At 62.7% G+C, this 22568-nt stretch carries 22 protein-coding genes and 1 tRNA gene; 13 read left to right on the top strand and 10 right to left on the bottom strand.

The genetic code is table 11. The annotated features are described in order from the left end of the window. Positions 1-4: 4 nt before the first annotated feature. The 5 genes from AC3WJP_RS04705 (at position 5) to AC3WJP_RS04685 (ending at position 6150) form a co-directional block, all read left to right on the top strand. Positions 5-1330, top strand: coding sequence for an MFS transporter (locus AC3WJP_RS04705; protein ID WP_493720068.1), 1326 nt, complete (start codon positions 5-7; stop codon positions 1328-1330). After that, on the top strand, positions 1327-2586 hold the full coding sequence (locus tag AC3WJP_RS04700; RefSeq protein WP_493720067.1) for a metal-dependent hydrolase family protein: 1260 nt from the start codon (positions 1327-1329) through the stop codon (positions 2584-2586). Before AC3WJP_RS04705 ends, AC3WJP_RS04700 begins: the two co-directional genes overlap by 4 nt. A gap of 248 nt (positions 2587-2834) precedes the next feature. Then, positions 2835-3239, top strand: a complete 405-nt coding sequence (locus tag AC3WJP_RS04695; protein ID WP_493720066.1) for a hypothetical protein — start codon at positions 2835-2837, stop codon at positions 3237-3239. Next, on the top strand, positions 3233-3928 hold the full coding sequence (locus AC3WJP_RS04690) for an RES family NAD+ phosphorylase (protein WP_493720065.1): 696 nt from the start codon (positions 3233-3235) through the stop codon (positions 3926-3928). The genes AC3WJP_RS04695 and AC3WJP_RS04690 overlap by 7 nt, the downstream gene beginning before the upstream one ends. A 152-nt stretch (positions 3929-4080) precedes the next feature. Beyond that, positions 4081-6150 carry a beta-glucosidase family protein gene (locus AC3WJP_RS04685; RefSeq protein ID WP_493720064.1) on the top strand — a complete coding sequence of 690 codons (2070 nt, stop codon included), beginning with the start codon at positions 4081-4083 and terminating at the stop codon, positions 6148-6150. Positions 6151-6296: 146 nt separating this feature from the next. Here AC3WJP_RS04685 and AC3WJP_RS04680 read toward each other — a convergent pair whose 3' ends face one another. The 4 genes from AC3WJP_RS04680 to AC3WJP_RS04665 all read right to left on the bottom strand — a co-directional run bounded on the left by AC3WJP_RS04680 (position 6297) and on the right by AC3WJP_RS04665 (position 9214). Beyond that, the gene (locus AC3WJP_RS04680; protein ID WP_493720063.1) at positions 6297-7535 is read right to left on the bottom strand and encodes a Gfo/Idh/MocA family protein; all 1239 of its coding nucleotides are present in this window, start codon (positions 7533-7535) and stop codon (positions 6297-6299) included. A 33-nt stretch (positions 7536-7568) separates the two neighbouring features. Then, complete coding sequence (locus AC3WJP_RS04675; RefSeq protein ID WP_493720062.1) at positions 7569-8222, bottom strand: DUF1275 family protein; 654 nt, start codon at positions 8220-8222, stop codon at positions 7569-7571. A gap of 376 nt (positions 8223-8598) precedes the next feature. Continuing rightward, entirely contained in the window at positions 8599-8826 is a 228-nt protein-coding gene (locus tag AC3WJP_RS04670; RefSeq protein ID WP_493720061.1) for a hypothetical protein, read from the bottom strand. 297 nt (positions 8827-9123) lie between these two features. Beyond that, a tRNA-Ser gene (locus AC3WJP_RS04665) sits at positions 9124-9214 on the bottom strand. A gap of 218 nt (positions 9215-9432) precedes the next feature. On the opposite strand from AC3WJP_RS04665, the gene AC3WJP_RS04660 reads away from it, so the two are divergent. The 7 genes from AC3WJP_RS04660 (at position 9433) to AC3WJP_RS04630 (ending at position 13769) form a co-directional block, all read left to right on the top strand. Then, positions 9433-10104 carry a Bax inhibitor-1/YccA family protein gene (locus AC3WJP_RS04660; RefSeq protein WP_493720060.1) on the top strand — a complete coding sequence of 224 codons (672 nt, stop codon included), beginning with the start codon at positions 9433-9435 and terminating at the stop codon, positions 10102-10104. A gap of 114 nt (positions 10105-10218) precedes the next feature. Beyond that, complete coding sequence (gene tusD / locus AC3WJP_RS04655) at positions 10219-10611, top strand: sulfurtransferase complex subunit TusD (RefSeq protein WP_493720059.1); 393 nt, start codon at positions 10219-10221, stop codon at positions 10609-10611. A gap of 1 nt (position 10612) precedes the next feature. After that, complete coding sequence (tusC, locus tag AC3WJP_RS04650) at positions 10613-10972, top strand: sulfurtransferase complex subunit TusC (RefSeq protein WP_493720058.1); 360 nt, start codon at positions 10613-10615, stop codon at positions 10970-10972. After that, positions 10972-11271 (top strand): sulfurtransferase complex subunit TusB, encoded by a 300-nt coding sequence (tusB, locus tag AC3WJP_RS04645; protein WP_493720057.1) that lies wholly within the window; start codon positions 10972-10974, stop codon positions 11269-11271. Before tusC ends, tusB begins: the two co-directional genes overlap by 1 nt. Beyond that, complete coding sequence (locus AC3WJP_RS04640; RefSeq protein WP_493720056.1) at positions 11268-11603, top strand: TusE/DsrC/DsvC family sulfur relay protein; 336 nt, start codon at positions 11268-11270, stop codon at positions 11601-11603. Before tusB ends, AC3WJP_RS04640 begins: the two co-directional genes overlap by 4 nt. Continuing rightward, positions 11600-12595, top strand: a complete 996-nt coding sequence (locus AC3WJP_RS04635; protein WP_493720055.1) for a glycosyl transferase family protein — start codon at positions 11600-11602, stop codon at positions 12593-12595. Before AC3WJP_RS04640 ends, AC3WJP_RS04635 begins: the two co-directional genes overlap by 4 nt. A gap of 166 nt (positions 12596-12761) precedes the next feature. Continuing rightward, on the top strand, positions 12762-13769 hold the full coding sequence (locus tag AC3WJP_RS04630) for a glutathione S-transferase family protein (RefSeq protein ID WP_493720054.1): 1008 nt from the start codon (positions 12762-12764) through the stop codon (positions 13767-13769). 42 nt (positions 13770-13811) lie between these two features. On the opposite strand, the gene cysG is transcribed toward AC3WJP_RS04630, so the two are convergent. The 6 genes from cysG to AC3WJP_RS04600 form a co-directional block, all read right to left on the bottom strand. Then, entirely contained in the window at positions 13812-15206 is a 1395-nt protein-coding gene (gene cysG / locus AC3WJP_RS04625; protein ID WP_493720053.1) for a siroheme synthase CysG, read from the bottom strand. Next, positions 15207-16487 carry a serine--tRNA ligase gene (gene serS, locus AC3WJP_RS04620; protein ID WP_226506024.1) on the bottom strand — a complete coding sequence of 427 codons (1281 nt, stop codon included), beginning with the start codon at positions 16485-16487 and terminating at the stop codon, positions 15207-15209. A 27-nt stretch (positions 16488-16514) separates the two neighbouring features. Continuing rightward, the gene (gene crcB, locus AC3WJP_RS04615; RefSeq protein WP_493720052.1) at positions 16515-16889 is read right to left on the bottom strand and encodes a fluoride efflux transporter CrcB; all 375 of its coding nucleotides are present in this window, start codon (positions 16887-16889) and stop codon (positions 16515-16517) included. Beyond that, entirely contained in the window at positions 16886-18211 is a 1326-nt protein-coding gene (locus AC3WJP_RS04610) for a replication-associated recombination protein A (protein ID WP_493720051.1), read from the bottom strand. Before AC3WJP_RS04610 ends, crcB begins: the two co-directional genes overlap by 4 nt. Before the next feature lie 11 nt (positions 18212-18222). Continuing rightward, complete coding sequence (gene lolA, locus AC3WJP_RS04605) at positions 18223-18846, bottom strand: outer membrane lipoprotein periplasmic chaperone LolA (protein WP_493720050.1); 624 nt, start codon at positions 18844-18846, stop codon at positions 18223-18225. A gap of 72 nt (positions 18847-18918) precedes the next feature. Then, positions 18919-21426: a DNA translocase FtsK gene (locus AC3WJP_RS04600; protein WP_493720345.1), complete on the bottom strand. Its 2508-nt coding sequence runs from the start codon at positions 21424-21426 to the stop codon at positions 18919-18921. 404 nt (positions 21427-21830) lie between these two features. Here AC3WJP_RS04600 and aat point away from each other — a divergent pair, with 404 nt between their 5' ends. Further along, positions 21831-22511, top strand: a complete 681-nt coding sequence (gene aat / locus AC3WJP_RS04595; RefSeq protein WP_493720049.1) for a leucyl/phenylalanyl-tRNA--protein transferase — start codon at positions 21831-21833, stop codon at positions 22509-22511. Positions 22512-22568 lie beyond the last annotated feature (57 nt).

Genomic DNA, 22568 nt, shown 5'->3' with positions numbered 1-22568 from the left:
CAGCATGCAGGAATTACATGTGAACGCGACCGCCCCGACCCCGTCCCAGACTCATTCCCGCCAAGCGCGCCGCGCCGTCGTTGCCACAGTGATCGGTAACGGTCTGGAATGGTTCGACTTCACCGTCTACAGCTTTTTTTCGGTGATCATCGCCAAGGTGTTCTTCCCCACCGGCAGCGAACTGAGCTCCTATCTGCTGGCCCTGGCCACCTTCGGGGTGGGGTTTTTCATGCGCCCGGTGGGCGGCATCGTGCTGGGTATCTACAGTGACAAGCATGGCCGCAAAGCCGCGCTGTCATTGACCATTCTGTTGATGGCGCTGGGCACCTTCATCATCGCGGTGACGCCCGGCTTCGCCCAGATCGGCTTGATCGCCCCCGTGCTAATCGTCTTCGCGCGGTTGCTGCAGGGTTTTTCCGCCGGTGGCGAGATGGGCAGCGCCACGGCGTTTCTCACCGAACATGCCCCGGCGGGGCGCAAGGCGTTCTACTCCAGCTGGATCCAGGCCAGTATCGGCGTCGCTGTGCTGCTGGGTTCCGGCCTGGGCGCGTTGCTGTCGACCTACCTGAGCCAGGCACAACTGGAAAGCTGGGGCTGGCGCGTGCCGTTTCTGATCGGCACCTTGATCGGCCCGATCGGTTTCTACATCCGCAGCCGCATCGACGAAACGCCGGCCTATAGCGAAGCACAGACAACCGAATCACCCCTGCGGGAAGTGCTGCGGACCTATCCACGCCAGACCCTGATCAGCTTCTCGCTGGTGGTGCTGTGGACCGTGTGCACCTACGCCATTCTGTTCTACATACCCTCCTACGCCACCCGCGTGCTGAACCTGCCGTCGTGGATGGGCTTCAGCGCCAGCATGGTCGGCGGCGGCGTGTTGATCGTCGCCACGCCCATCGTCGGCGCCCTGGCCGACAAGCAAGGCCGTCGCCCCTGGCTGCTGTGTTCGGCCGCGGCCATCTTCATCGCCGCCTACCCGATGTTCTACTACATCAACCAGGCACCTGGGCTGGCCTCGCTGCTGGTATTCGAGCTGGTACTGGGGCTGATGATCGCCGGCTACATCGGCTCGATCCTCGCCGCCTTCGGCGAGCTGCTGCCGACCCACGTGCTGTCCACCGGGCTGTCGGTGGCCTACAACTTCGCGGTGACCATTTTCGGTGGTTTCGCCACCTTCACCATCACGGCCTTGATCGCCCAGACCGGCAGCAATCTGGCCCCTGCCTTTTACATCATGTTCGCGGCGGCCGTGAGCGGCATCGGCGCCCTGCTGTTCCGCGACCAGGCGCCCAAGGCGCACATCACTCTGACAGGAGCCATCCAATGACCACCCCCAACCCTACTCGCCTGATCCTGCGCAACGGTCGCTTGCTCGACCCTGTCGCCGGTCAGTTGCTGACCGGCCAGGAAGTGCTGATCGAGGGTGAACGCATCGTTGCCGTGCGCGCCCAGGGCGAACCGGCCGAAGCCGATGCGCAGGTGATCGACCTTGGCGGGCGCACGCTGATGCCCGGCCTGATCGACTGCCACGTGCACGTGCTGGCCTCCAATGCCAACCTGGGGCTCAACGCGCTGCAACCGAACGCCATCACCATGTACCGCGCGCTGCCGATCCTCGACGCCATGCTCAAGCGCGGCTTTACCACCGTGCGCGATGCGGGCGGTGCCGACTGGGCGCTGGCCCGCTCGATCGCTATCGGGCTGATCCCTGGCCCGCGTATTTTCGCCTCCGGCAAGGCGCTGTCGCAGACCGGTGGCCACGGCGACATGCGCGCACGCGGCGAATTGCTGCTCAGCGAACCCTGCTCCTGCTGCTTCCGCGCCGGTGCCATCGCCCGGGTGGTGGATGGCGTCGACAACGTCCGCCTGGCCGTGCGTGAAGAACTGCAACAGGGCGCCAGCCAGATCAAGATCATGGCCTCGGGAGGCGTCTCTTCGCCCACCGATCCCATCGCCAACACCCAATACAGCGAGGCCGAAATTCGCGCCATCGTCGATGAAGCCGAGGCGGCCAACACCTATGTCATGGCGCATGCCTATACCGCCCGCGCCATTCGCCGTGCCATCGAATGCGGCGTGCGCACCATCGAGCACGGCAACCTCGTGGACGCCGACACTGCCCGACTGATGGCGGAGAAAGGCGCCTTCGCCGTACCGACCCAGGTGACCTACGAAATGCTCGCCGAACACGGCGCCCGCGCCGGTCTGCCGCCTGAATCGGTGGCCAAGATCGAAGACGTGCGCCAGGCCGGGCGCAACGCCTTGAAGCTGTTTGCCGAGGCCGGCGTGCCGATGGGCTACGGTTCCGACCTGCTGGGCGAAATGCACGAATACCAGAGCTACGAACTGAAGATCCGCGCCGAGTTGCTGGGCAATCTGGCAGCCATCCGCAGCGCCACCAGCGTCGCCGCACAGATCCTCCAGCGCGAAGGCGAACTGGGCTGCATCGCCCCAGGTGCGCTGGCGGACCTGCTGGTAGTGGACGGCGATCCGCTGACCGACATCAGCTGTCTGGTGGGCCAGGGCGAGCAGCTCGCCATGATCGTTCAGGGCGGCAGCATCAAGAAAAACCTGTTGGTGTGATAGTCGATTAAAGATGGCGCCGAGTGGATCGGCGCTTTTTTTTGCGCTGATTTTTTCATTGCCAGAGAAGTCGAGCGGAATGGGGGAATGATTTCCCTCTGCCTGGCGAAGGATTCCCCCGCCCCACTCGGCAAATGATCACTAAACCACCCATCGCGTACAGCAAACAGCCCCCTACTCAAGCTTGCGTCTGCAGATATATAGAGACTATATTTGTATCCACAGACACAAAGCATGAGGTCACAGGCATGGTCGCCGCGCTGCAATCCCCAACGTTCAGCAAAGAGCAATGCGCCGCTGGCCTGCGCGTTGCCGTGAGCATCCTGGATAAATGGCAGGCCTCCGGCGAGCAGGCCTGCAACGTACTGCGCATCTCGCGCAGCACCCTCGCCCGCGCCAAACAGAGCGATGCGAGCTGGTCCTTGAATCTGGATACGGACCAGATGCAACGCATCAGTTTCGTGCTCAATATCCATGCGGCGCTGAGGCTGGTGTTCGACAATCCGCAAAACGTCTACAGCTTCGCTCGGATGCCCAACCACAACGAATTCTTCAGCGGGCGTCCGCCGCTTGAGGTCATGGCGCAGGGCGACATGATCTCCCTGTACGAAACCTTCAGGCGCATCGATGCCTTGCGCGGAGCCCAATGGTAATGCTCGATCAACTGGCACGGATGCCGGGCGAACAGGTACAGGCCTATCGCTTGGTCAACTCCCGATTCCCGCCCATCGCACTGTTCGACGACGTGGCCAGCGCCGACGAGTTCGAGGTGCTGTACCAGCTACAGGCGCTGACCAATCCGCGCCTGCAAAATGAAGTCGGGCGCCTGGAACTGATCCCCCGCGCGCAGATCCCCTTTGGCATCCCCGGTTGCGCCTATGCGACGGCGCCCTTCACCCATGTCAATCCGGCCGGCTCGCGATTCAGCGATGGCAGCTTCGGCGTCTTGTACCTGGCAGACAGCATGGACACCGCCCTGGCCGAGGTGCGCCATCACCAGGACAGTTACTGGGCCAAGGTTCAAGGCTTGAACTACGAGCGCTTCGTGTTTCGCGGCCTGGCCTGCGTTTTTACCGACAAGGACATGCTCGATGGCCTGACGCTGCCGATCACCCATCCGATCCACGCGCCGGACGATTACAGCCAGTCACGGCAACTGGGCAAAGCCGTCAAGGACGCCGGCAGCCCCGGGTTGCGTTACCGTTCGGTGCGTCTGCGGGGCAATGTCTGCTGGGCCCTGATGACCCCGCGGCCGGTGACGTCCATCGTGCAGACCGCCCACTACGAGATGATCTGGAACGGACGAATCACCGGTGTGAACAAAATCAGCGCCGCCGGATGAAGCCTGCCATGAAACCCTGATCGGCCGGGAACCCGCGCGCCAGACACCACTCAGAACCTTACACAGTTGATTGGACACGCGTAATGAGTGAGGCACCCGCAACCCCCGACCACCGCTCGGCAGATGAACGCGCACGAGCGCTCGTGGCACAAATGAGCGAAGACGAAAAGTTCGCCTGGCTGTCCGGCCCCATGGCCATTCCCCTCCCCGGCGAACACAAACCTGAAGGCGCGCTGGGCTCCGCCGCCTACTACCCAGGCATTGAACGGCTGGGTATCCCGGCAATGCAGCAATCGGATGCCAGCCTTGGCGTCGGCAACCTGGGCAATGTCCGCCCGGGCGACCATGCCACGGCGCTGCCCAGTTCGTTGCTGCTCGGCGCCACGTTCAACCCGACCCTGGCCTTCGCGTCTGGCGCGCTGGTGGGGCGAGAGGCACGGCAAAAAGGCTTCAACGTGCAGTTGGCCGGTGGCGCCAACCTCATCCGCGAGCCGCGGGGCGGTCGCAACTTCGAATACATCGCCGAGGATCCTCTGCTGACCGGTGTACTGGCCGGCCATTCGGTGGCGGGCATCCAGTCCGAACAGGTGGTGTCGACGGTCAAGCATTTCGTCGCCAACGCGCAGGAAACCGGGCGCGTCATGGTCAGCTCGAACCTTAGCGAAGCGGCGCTGCGCGAGTCCGATCTGCTGGCCTTTCAATTGGCGATAGAAATCGGTCGGCCCGGTTCGGTCATGCCGGGTTACAACCTGGTGAACGGCGATTACGCCTCCGAGAACGCCTTTCTGTTGAACAGCGTATTGAAGCAGGAGTGGGCCTATCCGGGCTGGGTCATGTCCGACTGGGGCGCCACCCACTCCAGTGTCAAGGCGGCGCTGGCGGGGCTCGACGTGCAGTCGGGCGCCAACCTGGACGATGCCCATCACTTCGGCCCGGCGCTGCGTCAGGCGGTCAAGGACGGCGAAGTGCCCCAGAGCCGCATCGACGACATGGTCACGCGCATCCTGCGCAGCCTGATCGCGGTCGGCGCCCTGGATCCCACGCCCGCGCTCCCCATCGACTACAGCGAGCATAAACTCATCGCCCAGCGCCAGGCTGAAGAAGGCATCGTGCTGCTCAAGAATGCCAACGCCACCTTGCCCTTGGCGCAACGGACAAAACGCCTGTTGGTGATCGGGGCCCATGCCGACCACGGCGTGCTCTGCGGCGGTGGCTCCTCCAGCGTGACGCCGATCGGCAGCTTGTCGTTGCCGGGCATCGACATGATGGGCGTGCAGGTCGCCAAGGTGTACCAGCCCTCCTCCCTGCTGCAGGCGATCAAGGAAGAAAGCGCGGCGCAACAGGTGGATTTTCTCGACGGCACGGATGTGGCCTTGGCGACTGCCCAGGCGGCGATCGCCGATGCGGTGATCGTTTTCGCGCAGGAGTGGCGCTCGGAAGCGCTGGACGCCAAGGGCTTGGGTCTGCCCGACAACCAGGACGCCCTGATCGAGGCGGTCGCCGCTGCCAACGGCAATACCATCGTGGTCTTGCAGTCCGGCGGGCCGGTGCTGATGCCCTGGCTCGATCAGGTCGCCGCGGTTCTGGCCGCCTGGTATCCCGGCTCCGGGGGCGGGCCGGCGGTGGCGGGCGTGCTGTTCGGTCGGGTCAACCCGTCCGGGCGCTTGCCGATCACCTTCCCCGCCAGCGAGTCGCAACTGCCGCGGCCGGAGCAGATCGACCCGGCCACGACCACGTCCAACCCCGGCATGCCGCGCAAAGGCGAGATCATCCCCATCGACTATGACATCGAAGGCGCGGACGTCGGTTATCGCTGGTACGCGCGGGAGCGACTCCAGCCGCTGCTGCCGTTCGGCTTCGGTTTGTCCTACAGCACGTTCGCCTTCAGTAACTTGCACGTCGAGGATGGCGCCACGGCATCGGTGCGCGTCATCAATACCGGCAAGCGCGCGGGTGCGACGACGCTGCAGATCTATATCGCCAGGCTGGGCGAACATGGTTTTGCCAAACGCCTGGCGGGCTTTCACAAGGTGTTTCTCGCAGCCGGTGAGCAAGCCGAAGTCGAAGTCGCGCTGGAGCCGCGCATCTTCGCTCGCTTCGAAGACGCAGGATTCGTCATTCGCTCGGGGGACTATCGCGTGTGGGCGGCTGATGATGCGCAAGATGAAGCACTGACCACCACGATAACGTTGGCACGCGACCGGCTTCTGTCACCCGCCTGAATCCCTTCAAGCAGGCCGACCGCCACAGCGCCAGAGATGATCGGCGCCAGTGGCGTCTTGATCAGCTTGCATCTTGCGGGCGAAAACTCCTTCGGGCGAGTTCACCGGGAGCCTTTGGGCGACGCTCCCGGCGGACAGTGCCTGGATCACTTCGCGGCTGGCGCCCAATCGATGCGCACCGGCCGCTTCTCCCGTGCCGACCGGTAGATCGCCTCCATCAGCAGGTGGTCCTGCAAACCCTCCTCACCCGGTGTGCGTGGCGTCTTGCCGGTCTGCAGACAGTGGGCGAAGTGATCGATCTCCTGGCTGAACTGGTTGCCCGCCCCGACCCGCAGCTCTTCGACGGCTTCGAGGCTGTCCTTGCGTCGAGCCACACGCAGGCGCTGGCCCTTGTAGGCGAAGGCATTCTCGATTTCGATCCAGCCTTTTTCCAGGCGCAGACGCATGTCCTTGGTCTCGTGAGCACCGTAGCTGGTGGCGCAGTTGGCGATGGCACCAGAGGGAAAGCGCAGCATGAAACTCATGGTTTCCTCGACTTGGGCATAACGCGGGTCGCCCTGTGGGTTGACCACTTGGGCGTAGACCTCGATGGGTTCCTCGCCAAGCATAGTGCGCACACCGTTGAGGCAATACAGACCGATGTCCGGCAGCGAGCCGCCACCGGCCAATGCCGCATCCAGCCGCCATTGACCATCGGGGCCCTGGGCCTGGGCGTTGGTCGCCTCGATCAGCCGCACACGCCCCAACTCACCTGACTGGACCAACTGCGCAGCGGCGCTGTTGAAGTCTTCGTATTGGCAGCGGTAGGCGATCATCAGCCGCACTCCGGCCTCGTCGCAGGCCTTGATCATCTGCCGCGCCTGTTCGGAGTTCACGGCCATGGGCTTCTCGCACAGCACATGCTTGCCCGCCCGCGCGGCGGCCTGCACCTGTTCGAGATGCAGGCCGTTGGGGGTGATGATGTAGACCGCCTGGACCTCAGGGTTATCGGCCAGCGCTTCGATCTGGTCGTAGCCATAGACGGCCTCCTGCCGGATGCCATATTGCGCGGCGACCGCCCTGGCCTTGTCCGGGCTGCCGGACACCAATGCGACCGGCTTGGCGTAGAGGGATTCGGCAAACGCCGGGAGGATCTGCCCCAGCGCCAGGCGGCCGAGGCCCACGATGGCGAACCCCACACGCTTGTCCGGCGCCTGTGGTGCGGGCGGTGACGGCTCGGGTCGGTCCGCCTCGCCGCGCCAGTTGATGAATTCGACTTTGCCGTCCTTGACTGCGCCACGGTCGATTTCGCTGGCCGGCCTGGACGGGCCGGCTGCGGGCAGACGCTGACCGTCGGCGGTGCCGGGCCCTTGAGGGGCGAGTGGGTAGCGTTTCAAGTCGGTCATAGGGAGGTTCTCCAGATGATTGGAAACAACAGGTCAGGATGCCTGCGGGCGGCCATGGGGTTGAGCCAGCCATGAGGCAAGCGCGCCGAGAGCGGTCAAAGCGGCGAGCAGCAACAGGGTCGCGGCACCCAGACGGCTATCGATCAGTGTGCCCAGCAGCGCGCCGAGGAGCAGGCACAGCCAGCGTGAAAAGGCATCCGTAGCCGAGCCAAATTCGCCAGCGGCCAGGCAGCGCCCCAGTTTTACCAGCGAGCCGGTCACAAAGGTCACGCCCGGCTCGTCGGCGCGGACCTGATTGAGGGTGCCCATGGCGGCGGCGATCACCATGACCGTGGCCAGTGAATATTTTTCCGTGGCCTGCGCGGCCAGCGGCGCGGCGATCGCCAGCAGCAGGCCCACGAACAGCAACAACAAGCCGCTACGCACGTGGCCTGCCCGGTTGCCTATCCATGCCGCAAGGGTGGTGGCGAACACGAATGTGCCGATGACAATGGCAAGTTCGCCGACCCTGGCCCATGCCCCCTGCACCAGGAAATCACCCAGCTTGGTGGAGTTGCCGGTCATGTACACCGCCAGCAATTCCTTGCTGTGCAAGATCATCAGGGCATCGGTGGCGCCGGCCAGCGCCAGCAGGGGCAAGACCGACCAGGCGATGGCAGCGCTGGTCGATTGGGGCGTGTCAGACATCTATCCCTCGCGGTTCATGGACGACGTCCATGGTCAGAGCGTATAGAGAGTCGACAGGCGCTCTAGCACGAGGGTTCGATTGGATTGCGCGGCCGGGGCGACGAACGGGTAGCCGAGGTTTCCCGCTGAGCTGCAATGAGGGACTGACCATTGCTGGCCTTCAAGAATTCGACGGCCGAACGCTCTGGTCATCACTTTTCTATGCAGGCAGCACGCGCCGAGTCAGCTGGAGCCAGGCGGGATACCGTCCTTGTTGAAATCCTTCAACCGCTCCCGCTCCTGCGGCGTCGAGTGGGCCGGGGTGTCATCCTTGGGTGGTTCTGGCTTTTCGTCGGCCATGGTGTATTCCTCTTTATGGGGGGTGTCGATTCGGCGTTCATTCGTCGCTGCTGGCAGGATTGGCCAAGGCCTCACCGATCAGCTCATCTACCGCCGATGCACTGCGTAGCCGGTATTCGGCGGGCAGCTCGAACAGATCAGGACTACCGAAAATGCGCAGCTTCGCGCCCTCGGCAACCGCCTGCAGATCCACCCCCTGCGCCGCCAATTGCTGGATGATGGCGAGAATCGCCAGTTTTTGTTGCTCAACGGTCGCTATCAGCATGCCTGCCTCTCCGAAGGCCTCGTGAATCGGGGTGTTCAGAGATTTGGTCAAGTCGATGGGGAGGCGGTTCAGAAAATTTATGTACCGCCCATCTTGCTGAGCGGTGGCATCACGCTGCCGGTGCGTACTGCATCTCGCCATTGCCGAATGACCAGTCCTTGCGCTTCACGTCGATCAAGGTGCTTCACGTCGATCAAGCTGATCCAGATAGCGGAACGCGCTCACGATTGAGCGGCGCTTATCAAGGGGCACCAGAAACGAAAAAGCCCCGCATTTGCGGGGCTTTTTCGATGATGTTGGCGGGAAACCAGGGATTCGAACCCTGGAGACGCTATTAACGTCCGCCGGTTTTCAAGACCGGTGCATTCAACCACTCTGCCAATTTCCCGAGTGTTGCGATGACACTTGCAAGCAGCCCGGGAGACCTCTCGGCCACGGCCCCGGCGGCGTTGCGGGCGCCATAATACCGTAATGAAACAACCTGTCAAACTCTCAATGTGGCCTATTCGCACCGCTCTGTTATGATCTTTGCATCCGAACATTTCAGACACAGGTTTCGGCCCGGCGCTACGGCGTCGATATCGTTTCAACCTTAAGGAGCTCGCCATGCGCGAACAGGATTATGCCGTTAATAACAGCTCGCAGGTTCAGCAGCTAGAAGTTAGCCGCGTCCTGCGCAACACCTATGGGCTGCTGGCCCTGACCCTCGCCTTCAGTGGCGTGATGGCTTTCGTTGCACAGCAGATGCACGTCGGCCGCCCTAACATCTTCATCGTCCTGATCGGTTTCTACGGTCTGTTCTTCCTGACCAACAAGTTGCGGGATTCGGCCTGGGGCCTGGTGTCGGCATTCGCCCTGACCGGCTTCATGGGCTACATCCTCGGCCCAGTGCTGAACGTCTACCTGGGCATGCGCGGCGGTGCTGAAGTCGTCAGCTCGGCCTTCGCCATGACGGCGCTGGTATTCGGTGGTCTGTCGGCCTACGTGCTGATCAGCCGCAAGGACATGAGTTTCCTCAGCGGCTTCATCACCGCTGGTTTCTTCGTGTTGCTGGGCGCCACGCTGGCGGGCATGTTCTTCCAGATCAGCGGCCTGCAACTGGCGATCAGCGCCGGCTTCGTACTGTTCTCGTCGGTCTGCATTCTGTTCCAGACCAGCGCGATCATCCACGGTGGCGAACGCAACTACATCATGGCGACCATCAGCCTGTATGTATCGATCTACAACCTGTTCATCAGCCTGTTGCAGATCTTCGGCATCATGGGTCGTGATGACTAAAGGGATCTAGCCAAGGCTTTGGCCATGGCGCTTGATCACCGGAAAGCCCGCTTCGGCGGGCTTTTTCGTGGATGAGGCTTTATCATTCCCTCAGATATGCAGATCGAGTGACCGATGAAATTTGCCATTGCCGTGTTCGCCCCCGCCCATGCGCCCTCCTCGCGCCGTGCCCTGCTGTTTGCCCAAGCGGTGCTGGCGGGTGGGCATGAGATTACCCGGCTGTTTTTCTATCAGGACGGCGTGCACAGCGCTTCCAGCAACATCGTGACACCTCAGGATGAGCTGGATGTGCCTGCGCTGTGGCGGCAGTTCGTGTCCGACAACAGCCTGGATGCGGTCGTCTGCATCGCCGCCGCCTTGCGTCGGGGCGTGTTGAACACCGAAGAAGCCCAGCGCTACGGCCGCGCCGCGGTCAATCTGCCGGCACCCTGGGAGCTGTCGGGCCTGGGGCAGTTGCATGAGGCTGCACAGGTCGCCGATCGGCTCGTCAGCTTTGGAGGGCAATGAGATGGCCAAGTCGATGCTGATCATCAGCCGCCAGGCGCCATGGTCCGGCCCCGGCCCCCGTGAAGCCCTGGATATCGCCTTGGCTGGCGGCGCGTTCGATCTGCCGCTGGCGATGCTGTTTCTCGACGATGGCGCCTTGCAACTGCTCTCGGCGCAACAACCGGCCGCGGTGCAACAGAAAAACCTCGGGGCCAATTTGCAGGCGCTGCCGATGTTCGGTGTCGATGAGCTGTTCGTCTGTGGCAGCAGCCTGGCCGAGCGCGGGCTGGCTGATACGCCGCTGGCGCTGGACGTACAGGTGTTGGATGACGTCGGCATCAAGGCCCTTATTGACCGATTCGACCTGGTGGTAACGCTCTGATGGCAACCTTGCATGTACTTTCACATTCGCCCTTCACCGATGGCCGGCTGAAAAGCTGCCTCAGGGTATTGGGCAACTCAGATGGGCTGTTGCTCTGCGGTGATGCCACACACGCTTTGCAAACGGGCAGTGCAGCCTGGCCAGCACTGCTGGAGGTGGCTCAAACCGGGCGTCTGTATGCGCTGGATGAAGATATCAACGCCCGGTCCATCCACCCCAGCGAAGAGGTGCAACGTATTGATTACGCCACCTTCGTGCAGCTCTCGATCGATTTCGACAAGGTCAACACCTGGCTATGAATACGCTGCTGATTGGCGATAAACACATCGCCCTCGACAAGGACGGCTATCTGCTAGAGCTGAACGACTGGTCCGCACCTGTGGCCGAGGCGCTGGCGGCGCAAGCTGGACTGAATCTCACCCCCGCACACTGGGAGATCCTCGACCTGCTGCGCCAGTTCTACAGCGAATTCGAGCTGTCCCCTGCCACTCGCCCACTGATCAAGTACACCGCCGCCAAGCTTGGCCCGGAAAAGGGCAACAGCTTGCATCTCAATCTGCTGTTCAACGGCACTCCCGCCAAACTCGCCGCCAAGCTGGCGGGCCTGCCCAAGCCGACCAATTGCATATGACCATGCCGATCGCTCTCGTTACCCAAACCCCGGCCGAACACCCGTTCGCGCAGTTCGTGCGCATCCTTGGCAAAGGCAAACGCGGCGCGCGCAGCCTGACCCGTGAGGAAGCGCGGGAAGCCATGGGCATGCTGCTCGATGAAAAAGTCGAGGAAGCCCAGTTGGGCGCCTTCCTGATGCTGCTGCGGCACAAGGAAGAGAGCCCGGAGGAGCTCGCGGGCTTCACGCAGGCTCTGCGTGAACGCTTGCAGGCACCCGCAATAAGCGTCGACATCGACTGGCCCACCTATGCCGGCAAAAAGCGCCATCTACCTTGGTATCTATTGGCGGCCAAATGCCTGGCCAACAATGGCATAAGGATTTTCATGCACGGCGGCGGCGCCCACACCGCCGGGCGTCTATACACCGAGCAACTGCTGGGGCTGCTGGAGATTCCGCTATGCCGCGACTGGCAAGCCGCAGGCAACGCGCTGGACAGCAAGGGCCTGGCATTCATGCCGTTGGTGGACTGGGCACCGCAACTGCAGCGCATGATCGACCTGCGCAATACCTTGGGGCTGCGCTCGCCGATTCACTCGCTGGCGCGGATTCTCAACCCGCTGGGCGCTCGCTGCGGGCTGCAAAGTATCTTTCACCCGGGTTATCAGGCAGTGCACCGGGACGCCAGCGGGCTGCTGGGGGACCGGGCCATCGTGATCAAGGGCGACGGTGGCGAGATCGAGGTGAACCCGGACAGCCCGAGCCACTTGTATGGCACCGAGGGCAGTCAAAGCTGGCACGAAGAATGGCCGATGCTTTCAGCGCTGCGGCATGTGAAGCCCGCGACGCTGGAGCCCCAGCAACTGCTGACAGTTTGGCGGGGGGAAGCACAGGACAGCTATGGCGAGATGGCGTTGATCTCGACCATGGCGCTGGCACTACGCGGCCTGGGCGACGATCGCGATACCGCGTTTGCCAAGGCCCGGACCTTCTGGGCCAATCGACTGCTGTAGCAAGGGGGCTTGTCCGATAGGCAGTCAGTCATCCGAGGCAAGCTCCTCGCTGCAGGTTTTCATGGAAGATACCGATCATGACCGGGCACCTTTTGCGCCGTTCCATCGAACCATTACCTTTAGACTGATCTCCAACACACACACGCTATGTTGAAGGGAGACGGTCATGGGCCTGCTGATCGAAGGGCGCTGGCACGACCAGTGGTACGAAAGCAGCAAGGACGGCGCTTTTCAGCGCGAAGCCGCGCAACGGCGCAATTGGGTAACCCGCGATGGGCGTCCAGGCCCCTCCGGCGAGGGCGGCTTTGCGGCCGAAGCCGGGCGCTATCACCTGTATGTCTCCCTGGCCTGCCCCTGGGCTCACCGGACGCTGATCATGCGGAGCCTCAAAGGCTTGGATTCGCTGATCGACGTTTCAGTGGTCAGCTGGTTGATGGGGGAGAACGGCTGGACCTTCGATACCGATAAAGGCTCCACGGGCGATGCTCTGGACAGCCTGACGTTCATGTATCAGCGCTACACCTCGGAAACCCCGAACTACACCGGCCGCGTGACCGTGCCGGTGCTGTGGGACAAGCAGCTCAAGCGCATCGTCAGCAACGAATCGGCGGAGATCATCCGCATGTTCAACAGCGCGTTCGATGACATCACAGGCAATCGCCTGGACTTCTATCCCGAGCCACATCGACCGACCATCGATGCCCTTAACGAGCGTATCTACCCTGCTGTCAACAACGGCGTCTATCGCGCCGGCTTCGCGACCTCCCAAGGAGCTTATGAAAAAGCGTTCGATGAGCTGTTCGCCGAGCTGGATCAGCTCGAAGCGTTACTGAGTGACAAGCGCTATCTGATCGGCGAATACCTGACGGAAGCGGACATCCGCCTGTTCACCACGATGATTCGCTTCGACGCCGTGTACTTCGGGCATTTCAAATGCAATCTGCGCCGGATTGCCGATTATCCGAACCTGTCTAACTGGCTGCGGGAGATGTATCAATGGCCTGGGGTTGCGCAGACGGTGGAGATCTACCATATCCAACATCATTACTACGCCAGTCACAAGACGATTAATCCGACCGGGATCGTACCGAAAGGGCCGAAACAGGACTTCACACTGGAACATGACCGTGAACGGCTGGCAGGCCGCGGGATATGGCACAAGTCTGGGGAATGAGGCAACAGGGGCGACAACGCCCCGCTACCTGAACCAAGCCGATCAAACGCTGGCCTGAGCCCCTTCAAACCACTTCAGCTTGTCCCGCAGGGTCACCACCTCACCCACGATCACCAGCGTCGGCGCATGAACTTCATGCTCCGCCACCAGCCGCGGCAAGTCCGCCAAGGTGCCGGTAAACACGCGCTGGTTGACCGTAGTGCCCTGTTGGATCAAGGCCGCCGGGGTATCCGCGCTGCGCCCATGCTTGATCATCTGCTCGCAGATGATCGGCAACCCGATCAGGCCCATGTAGAACACGACCGTCTGCGCCGGCGCTACCAGATCCTGCCAGGGCAGGTCGCTGGTGTTGTTCTTCAAGTGGCCGGTCACGAAGCGCACCGACTGCGCGTAATCGCGATGGGTCAGCGGAATCCCGGCATAGGCCGAGCAACCACTTGCCGCCGTGATCCCCGGCACCACCTGAAAAGGAATGCCATTGGCGGCCAGCTCTTCGATCTCTTCACCACCCCGACCAAAGATGAACGGATCGCCGCCCTTCAAACGCAACACTCGTTTGCCTTGCTTGGCCAGATCGACCAATTGCTTGTTGATCTGCTCCTGAGGCAAGGCATGATCGGCGCGGCGCTTGCCCACATAGACCCGCTCGGCATCCCGGCGGCACAGCTCGAGGATCGCCGGAGCGACCAGCCGATCGTAAAGCACCACATCGGCCTGCTGCATCAGGCGCAGCGCCTTGAAGGTCAGCAGGTCCGGATCACCCGGCCCTGCGCCCACCAGGTACACCTCGCCGGGCGCGTGGGGCGGCGCACCGTTGACCTTGGCCTCCAGCAGCCGTGCAGCCTCGGCGCCCTGTCCGGCCAGTTGACGATCGGCGATCGGGCCCTGAAAGACCTCCTCCCAGAACGCCCGACGCTGAGTCACGTCCGGATACAACTGCTTGACCCGATGGCGAAAGCGCGCGGCCAGGCCGGCCAACTCGCCATAGGTGGAAGGGAGCCAGGTTTCCAGCTTGGCGCGGATCAAACGCGCCAGCACCGGCGCATCGCCGCCGCTGGACACCGCGACCACCAGCGGCGAACGATCGACGATGGCAGGGAAGATCACACTGCACAGCGCCGGCGCGTCGACCACATTGACCGGCACGCAACGGCGTTTGGCATCGGCCGAAACCTGGGCGTTGAGCGCCTGATCGTCGGTAGCGGCGATGATCAGCTGGCAACCTTCAAGGTCCGTCTCGGCGTAACCGCGCAGCCGCACTTCCCCGCCACTGCCATCGACCAAGGCCTGCAGCTGGCTTTCGACCGCGGGTGCAACTACACGGATCAGCGCCCCGGCATCCACCAGCAGACGCGATTTGCGCAAGGCGATTTCGCCGCCGCCGACCACCAGTACATGGCTGCCCTGCAGCTTGTGAAACAGCGGCAGAAACTCCATTTAGCCGATGACCTCAAGGCCTGCCATGTAAGGCTTGAGCACTTGTGGAATTCGGATGGTACCGTCGGCCTGCTGGTAGTTTTCCAGCACCGCGACCAGCGTGCGGCCTACTGCCAGACCCGAACCGTTAAGGGTATGCACCAGTTCCGGCTTGCCGGTTTCCGGGTTGCGCCAGCGCGCCTGCATGCGCCGCGCCTGGAAATCACCGGTATTGGAGCACGAGGAGATCTCGCGGTATTTGTCCTGGCTCGGCACCCAGACTTCGAGATCATAGGTTTTCACCGCACTGAAACCCATGTCGCCGGTGCACAGCGCCAGCACGCGGTACGGCAGTTCCAGCGCCTGCAGGATACGCTCGGCGTTGGCGGTCAGGCTTTCCAGGGCCTCCATGGATTTCGACGGCTCGACCACCTGGACCATCTCGACCTTGTCGAACTGGTGCTGGCGGATCAGGCCGCGAGTGTCACGGCCCGAGGCGCCGGCTTCGCTGCGAAAGCACGGTGTGTGCGCCACGAGCTTGAGCGGCAGCTGGCTGGCGTCGAGAATCTCGCCGGCCACGATGTTGGTCAGCGACACTTCAGCGGTCGGGATCAGGTACAGATCGGCTTCGCCTTCGCGGCTGATCTTGAACAGGTCTTCTTCGAATTTCGGCAACTGACCGGTGCCCTGCAGCGCTGGCGCCTGCACCAGATACGGGGTGTAAGCCTCTTCGTAGCCGTGCTCGGCAACGTGCAGGTTGATCATGAACTGCGCCAGCGCGCGGTGCAGACGGGCGATCGGGCCGCGCAGCAGAGCGAAACGGGCGCCGGACAGCTTGGCGGCGGTCTCGAAATCCAGCCAGCCGAACTTCTCGCCCAAGGCGACGTGATCCTGGATCGGGAAGTCGAACGCGGTCGGCGAACCCCAGCGACGCACCTCGACGTTGCCGTCCTCGTCCGCGCCCACCGGGACGGACTCGTGCGGCAAGTTGGGCAGGCCCAGCAGGATGTCATCCAGCTCGACCTGCAGGCCATCGAGTTCGAGCTTGGCGCTGGTCAGCTCGCTGCCCATGCGCTCGACGTCGGCCATCAAGGGCGCGATGTCTTCACCGCGGGCCTTGGCCTGGCCGATGGACTTGGAACGGGCATTACGCTCGGCCTGCAATTGTTCGGTGCGGGTCTGCACCACCTTGCGCTGGTTTTCCAGGGCTTCGAGGCGGGCCACATCGAGGGTGTAGCCACGGGAAGCCAGGCGGTCCGCTACGTCCTGAAGTTGGCTACGTAACAGTTTGGAATCGAGCATGTCGTTCTCTCGTTTATCAGTATTGGTTCAGATTTTGGTCAGGGCCAGGCCAGCCCAGGTGGCGAACAGGCCGCCGAATACGCTGATGCCGCAGTAGCCGATGGCGGTCAGGGCCTGACCGCTCTCGAGCAGGCGCACGGTGTCCAGGGAAAACGACGAAAACGTGGTCAGACCGCCGATGAAGCCGACGATCAAGCCCGAGCGCACTTCCACCGGAATCTCCGGACGAATCAGGAACAGCCCGTACAGGTAGCCGATCAACAGGCATCCGACGATATTGACCGCCAGCGTACCGGCATAGAAGTAACGCGGCCAGTGAGCACTGACAACCGTGCCGGTGGCGAAGCGCAACAGTGTGCCAACGATACCGCCAAAAGTAACCGCAATGATCGTTGGAATCACTCTTTTCTTCGCCTCCGGGGGCTGTTCTGGTCAAGTTGCGCCAGGTGGCGCAGTTTTTCGCCGATCTTGAGCTCCAGACCGCGTGGCACGGGCTGGTAGTAGGGCCGCGGTTCCAGGGCTTCGGGAAAGTAGTCTTCGCCGGCCGCATAGGCATCGGGTTCGTCATGGGCGTAGCGGTATTCCTCACCGTAACCCAGTTGTTTCATCAGCTTGGTCGGCGCGTTGCGCAGATGCAGCGGCACTTCCAGCGAGCCGAACTCGGCGGCCTCGCGCATGGCGGTCTTGAAGCCCATGTACACCGCGTTGCTCTTCGGTGCGCTGGCCAGGTAGATGATCGCCTGGGCCACCGCCAGTTCGCCCTCGGGACTGCCGAGGCGCTCCTGCACATCCCAGGCCGCCAGGCACAGCGGCAAGGCGCGCGGATCGGCGTTGCCGATGTCTTCGCTGGCCATGCGCACCACACGGCGGGCGATGTACAACGGGTCGCAGCCGCCGTCGATCATCCGTGCGAACCAGTACAGTGCGCCGTCGGGGTTGGAGCCGCGCACGGATTTGTGCAGCGCCGAGATCTGGTCGTAGAAGGCCTCGCCGCCCTTGTCGAAGCGCCGCCGCGTATCGCCCAGCAGGCTTTGCAGCAGCTCGACGCCGATCTCGCTGTCGTCGTCGGCCAGGTCCGAAGCGTTTTCAAGCAGATTGAGCAGACGCCGGCCGTCCCCGTCGGCCGCTGCCATGAGGATGCGAAAGGCTTCATCGCCCAGGGTGAAATGATGCTTGCCCAGGCCGCGCTCCTCGGTGAGGGCACGATCGACCAGCTTGCGCATGGCCGCTTCGTCGAGACTCTTGAGCACATACACCCGCGCCCGCGAGAGCAAGGCGTTATTGAGTTCGAACGAAGGGTTCTCGGTAGTGGCGCCGATAAAGATCAGCGTGCCGTCCTCGACGTAAGGCAGGAAGGCGTCCTGTTGCGACTTGTTGAACCGATGCACCTCGTCGACGAACAGAATGGTGCGCTTGCCGTACTGGCCAGCCTGCTGCTTCGCCACCTCGACGGCCTGGCGAATTTCCTTGACCCCCGCCAGCACCGCCGAAACCGTTTCGAAGTGCGCATCCGAGACCTTGGCCAGCAGCCGCGCCAGCGTGGTCTTGCCCACCCCGGGCGGGCCCCAGAAGATCATCGAATGCAGCGCGCCCTGCTCCAGCGCCTCGCGCAGGGGCTTGCCCCGCGCCAGCACGTGTTCCTGCCCGACGTATTCGTCGAGGTTACTGGCGCGCAAGCGTGCGGCCAGCGGCTGGGCGATGGGATCGCTACGAAACAGGTCCATGGTCGAACCCTTTACTCCTGGATGACGTCGGCACCCTTGGGAGCGACGAAGGTGAATTTGCTCGCATCCACCTGCTCGTTGGCCTTGACCCCGGTGAAGAGGATGTTGGTGCGCTGGCCGACGCTGTCGATCAGTTGCATGTCGTTGATCAGGCCGCTGCGAAACGACAGGCGCAGCGAGTCGAACAGCGTGTCCTTGGTCTTCGGCTTGAGGGTGAAGTCAATGATGTTGCCGGCCTCTTTGGAGGTGATATCGAAACTCTGGTTGATCTTCGAGATGTCGCCGGAGAGCAGCAAGGCTGGCGTCTGGGTCAGGCGTTGATCGAGGGTCTTGATGGTGACCTGCTGCAGGTCAGGGTCCCACAACGAGACTTTCTTGCCATCCGAGACCATCAGTTGCTCGTTGGGCGCATCGGTGTGCCAGTAGAACAGACCGGGGCGCTTCAGGATCATCTCGCCGGCGGTTTCCTGCAGCTGCGTACCACCGCCATCGAGCGTCAGCTGCGAAAAGTGCGCTTGCAAGGTCTGGGACGTTTCGAGCAATTTCGTCAGGCTCGCCACCGACTTGTCATCGGCGTGGGCCGGCAAGGTGGACAGAGCCAGTGCAGATACCAACAGCATGCGAATCAGGCGCATGGGAATCCTCGTTAGACATGACGCTAAAAAATCAAAGCCGGCGCGCCCTTCGACATGCCGGCGACTACGCTATCAATCGCGCATCGGCCCCGGCGCGATCACTTCGCGCGAGCCGTTGGTGTTCATCGGCGTGACCACCCCGGCGTTTTCCATGGTTTCAATCATGCGCGCGGCACGGTTGTAACCGATCTTGAGCTTGCGCTGCACCGCAGAGATGGACGCACGGCGACTCTCGAGCACGAAGTTAACGGCTTCGTCGTACAGGGCGTCGTTCTCTTCGTCGCCATCGCCACCGCCGCTGCTGCCACCGTCGAAGCCGCTGCCAGGCTCTTCGACGCCGGCGAGAATATCCTCGTTGTAGTCCGGGACGCCGCGCAGCTTCCACGCTTCGACCACACGGTGCACCTCTTCGTCGGAGACGAACGCGCCGTGGACACGAATCGGCAGGCTGGTGCCAGGTGGCATGTAGAGCATGTCACCGTGGCCCAGCAGTTGCTCGGCGCCGCCTTGGTCGATGATGGTCCGCGAGTCGATCTTGCTCGACACCTGGAACGCCATACGGGTCGGAATGTTGGCCTTGATCAGACCGGTGATGACGTCCACCGACGGCCGCTGGGTCGCCAGAATAAGGTGGATACCGGCCGCCCGGGCCTTCTGCGCGATACGGGCGATGAGCTCTTCGACTTTCTTGCCGACGATCATCATCATGTCGGCGAATTCGTCGACCACCACCACGATGGTCGGCAGGGTCTTGAGCAGCGGCGCCACGTCGTCCATGCTTTCGCGCTTGTAGAACGGATCGGACAGCGGCGCGCCCTCCTCCTCGGCATCCTTGACCTTGCGGTTGAAGCCGGCAAGGTTACGCACGCCCATGTTGGCCATCAGCTTGTAGCGCCGCTCCATCTCGGCGACGCTCCAGCGCAAGGCGTTGGCGGCGTCCTTCATGTCGGTGACCACTGGGCACAGCAGGTGCGGAATGCCTTCGTAGATCGACAGCTCGAGCATCTTCGGGTCGATCATGATCAGCTTGGCGTCTTCCGGGCCAGACTTGAACAGAATCGACAGGATCATGGCGTTGACCCCCACCGACTTACCGGAACCCGTGGTACCGGCGACCAGCAGGTGCGGCATCTTGGCCAGGTCAGTGATCACCGGCTTGCCACCGATGTCGTGCCCCAGGGCCATGGTGACCGGCGACTTGGCTTCGTCATATTGCGGCGATGACAGCACTTCGGAGAACCGCACGATCTGCCGGTCTTCGTTGGGGATCTCGATACCGACGGTGGTCTTGCCGGGGATCACTTCGACCACACGCACGCTCATCACCGCCAGCGAACGCGCCAGGTCCTTGGCCAGGTTGGCGATACGGCTGACCTTGACGCCCGCAGCCGGCTGGATTTCATAACGGGTGATCACTGGCCCCGGATGGATCGAATCCACAGTGACCTCGACCCCGAATTCCTTGAGCTTGAGCTCCAGCAACTGGCCGACGCCCGCCAGCGACTCAGCGGAATAGTTGACCTTCTTCTTTTCGGCCGGATCGAGGATGGAAATCGGCGGCAGGGTCCCGGCCACGGCGCTGTCGACGAACAACGGCACCTGTTTTTCCTTCTGCACGCGCTTGCTTTGCTCCGGCGGCCGATTCATGGCTTCGGACGGCATGATCACCGGTGCGCTGTGGTTGTTTTCGCTCAAGGGACGAATCGGCACGGCCGGACGCACGGTACGCTCGGTGACGATCGGCTCCTCGACGGCGACCGGCGCGGACTTGAAGCGCGATGGCTTGGGCTCGGCAACCGGCCGCGGCTCCATGCGCGGCTCGGCAGCGCGTGGCACGACGCCGGGCGCAGGTGCATCGACCTCGCGCAGCTTGGCTACGAGTTGCTTGCGCTCGCTGCGCGCGGCCCACCAACGGCTGGTGGCGCCGGTGAACAGTTCGAACAGGTCGAGAGTGATCTTGCCGGTAACGTCCATCACCTTGAACCACGACAGGTCGGTGAATACCGTCAGGCCGAACAGGAACAGGGCGATGAACAACAGCGTGCTGCCCTGGATGTTCAGGGCGTTGCGGGCCAGGTCGCCGAGGCTTTCGCCCAGCGCGCCACCGGCGGAACCCGCCAGGCTCGGCGCCGTATGAAAATGGATATGCGCCAAGGCCGCGCCGGACAGCACCAGGAACACCAGGCCGATCAGCCGCCAGGAGAACAGCCAGCCGCTCCACTGCCACGGCTGGTGGCGCTCGCGGAATATCTGCCAGGTCTTGACCGCCAGCAGCAAGGGGAAAATGTAGGCAAAGTAGCCCAGCACCATGAACAGGATGTCGGCGGCGTAGGCGCCAGCGCGGCCGGCGGCATTGGCCACCTGCGAGACATTGCTGGTGTGGGTCCAGCCCGGATCGTCCTTATCGTAGGTCAGCAAGGCCATCCACAGGTACAGGCACAAGGCGCCCATGGCGATCAGTGCGCCCTCTTTGAGCCGGTAGTGAATCTGCTGGCGCCAGAGGGGAACGGGATTGGGAGTAGCGGTGGATTTCTTCAAAACGCGTCTTTTCCTGCGCGATGGGCGCGCCCAACGATAGATGACTTGACGAAACCGGCTGAGCCAGCCGGTCGAAAAAGGTGACGCCTGCTCAGTGTACTGCCTGCAAAGGCCATATTGTACGGGTTTGACGCCCTGTTGCCACGCCGATGGAGAGCGGGCGACGATCATCGGCGATGACTGTGCCGACGAATCCAATTTGACCATGCATTCCGTTGTGTGACAAAGGCTTATGTCGGGGTTTCATGAAACAGCCTCAAACCAGATCCGTCCTGCAAACCCGTCGGAAAATATCTACACGACAAATCGCGCAGCCGTAGGACCATGCAAGGCCCCGGGAAGTTCTCGACGTGCACCGACCTTGCTAAGATACTGAGCACGACACTGGGTCCACTCATCGGTGCAGCGACTCGGCACCGCCCTCCCCTCTTCACGTTGTAGACGGCATGCTGACCTGGCTCAAACGCGACGAATTGACCTTTCCGCCCCTGGACAAAGCCCTGCGCGATCCCAATGGCCTGCTGGCGGCCGGTGGCGACCTGAGCGCCGATCGGCTGATCCAGGCCTACCGCCATGGCTGCTTTCCCTGGTATCAGGATGGCCAGCCGATTCTGTGGTGGTCGCCCGACCCGCGCACAGTACTGTTCCCGACCGAGCTGCATGTGTCCCGCAGCCTGCGCAAGCTGATCCGCCAGGGTCGCTACCAGGTCACCTTCGATCAGGATTTCGCCGGGGTCATTCAGGCCTGTGCCGGGCCGCGCGCCTATGCCGATGGCACCTGGATCACCGACAACATGCAGGCCGCTTATCTTGAACTGCACCGTCGCGGCTTCGCCCACTCGGTGGAAGTCTGGGACCAGGGCCGCCTGGTCGGCGGCCTGTATGGTCTTGCCATGGGCCAGCTGTTTTTTGGCGAGTCGATGTTCAGCCGCGCCGACAACGCCTCCAAGGTCGGCTTTGCCAGCCTTGTGGAACGCCTGCAGGCTGGAGGCGTGGTGCTGATCGACTGCCAGATGCCGACCGAGCACCTGATCAGCCTCGGCGCCCGCTCCATCGGGCGTAACGAGTTCGCAGGCTTTCTGACTCGCCATCTGGACCTGCCCGGCACAACCGATTGGCATTCTTGAGGCCAGCTTTGCTAGGCGAGTTGTTCGACGCTGGCTTACACTTGTAAAAAGGTTTTA

The sequence above is a fragment of the Pseudomonas sp. GW821-FHT01A09 genome, from assembly GCF_058986725.1.
The sequence above is the reverse complement of the archived record's forward strand: the minus strand, read 5'-3'. Positions and strand labels throughout refer to the sequence as shown.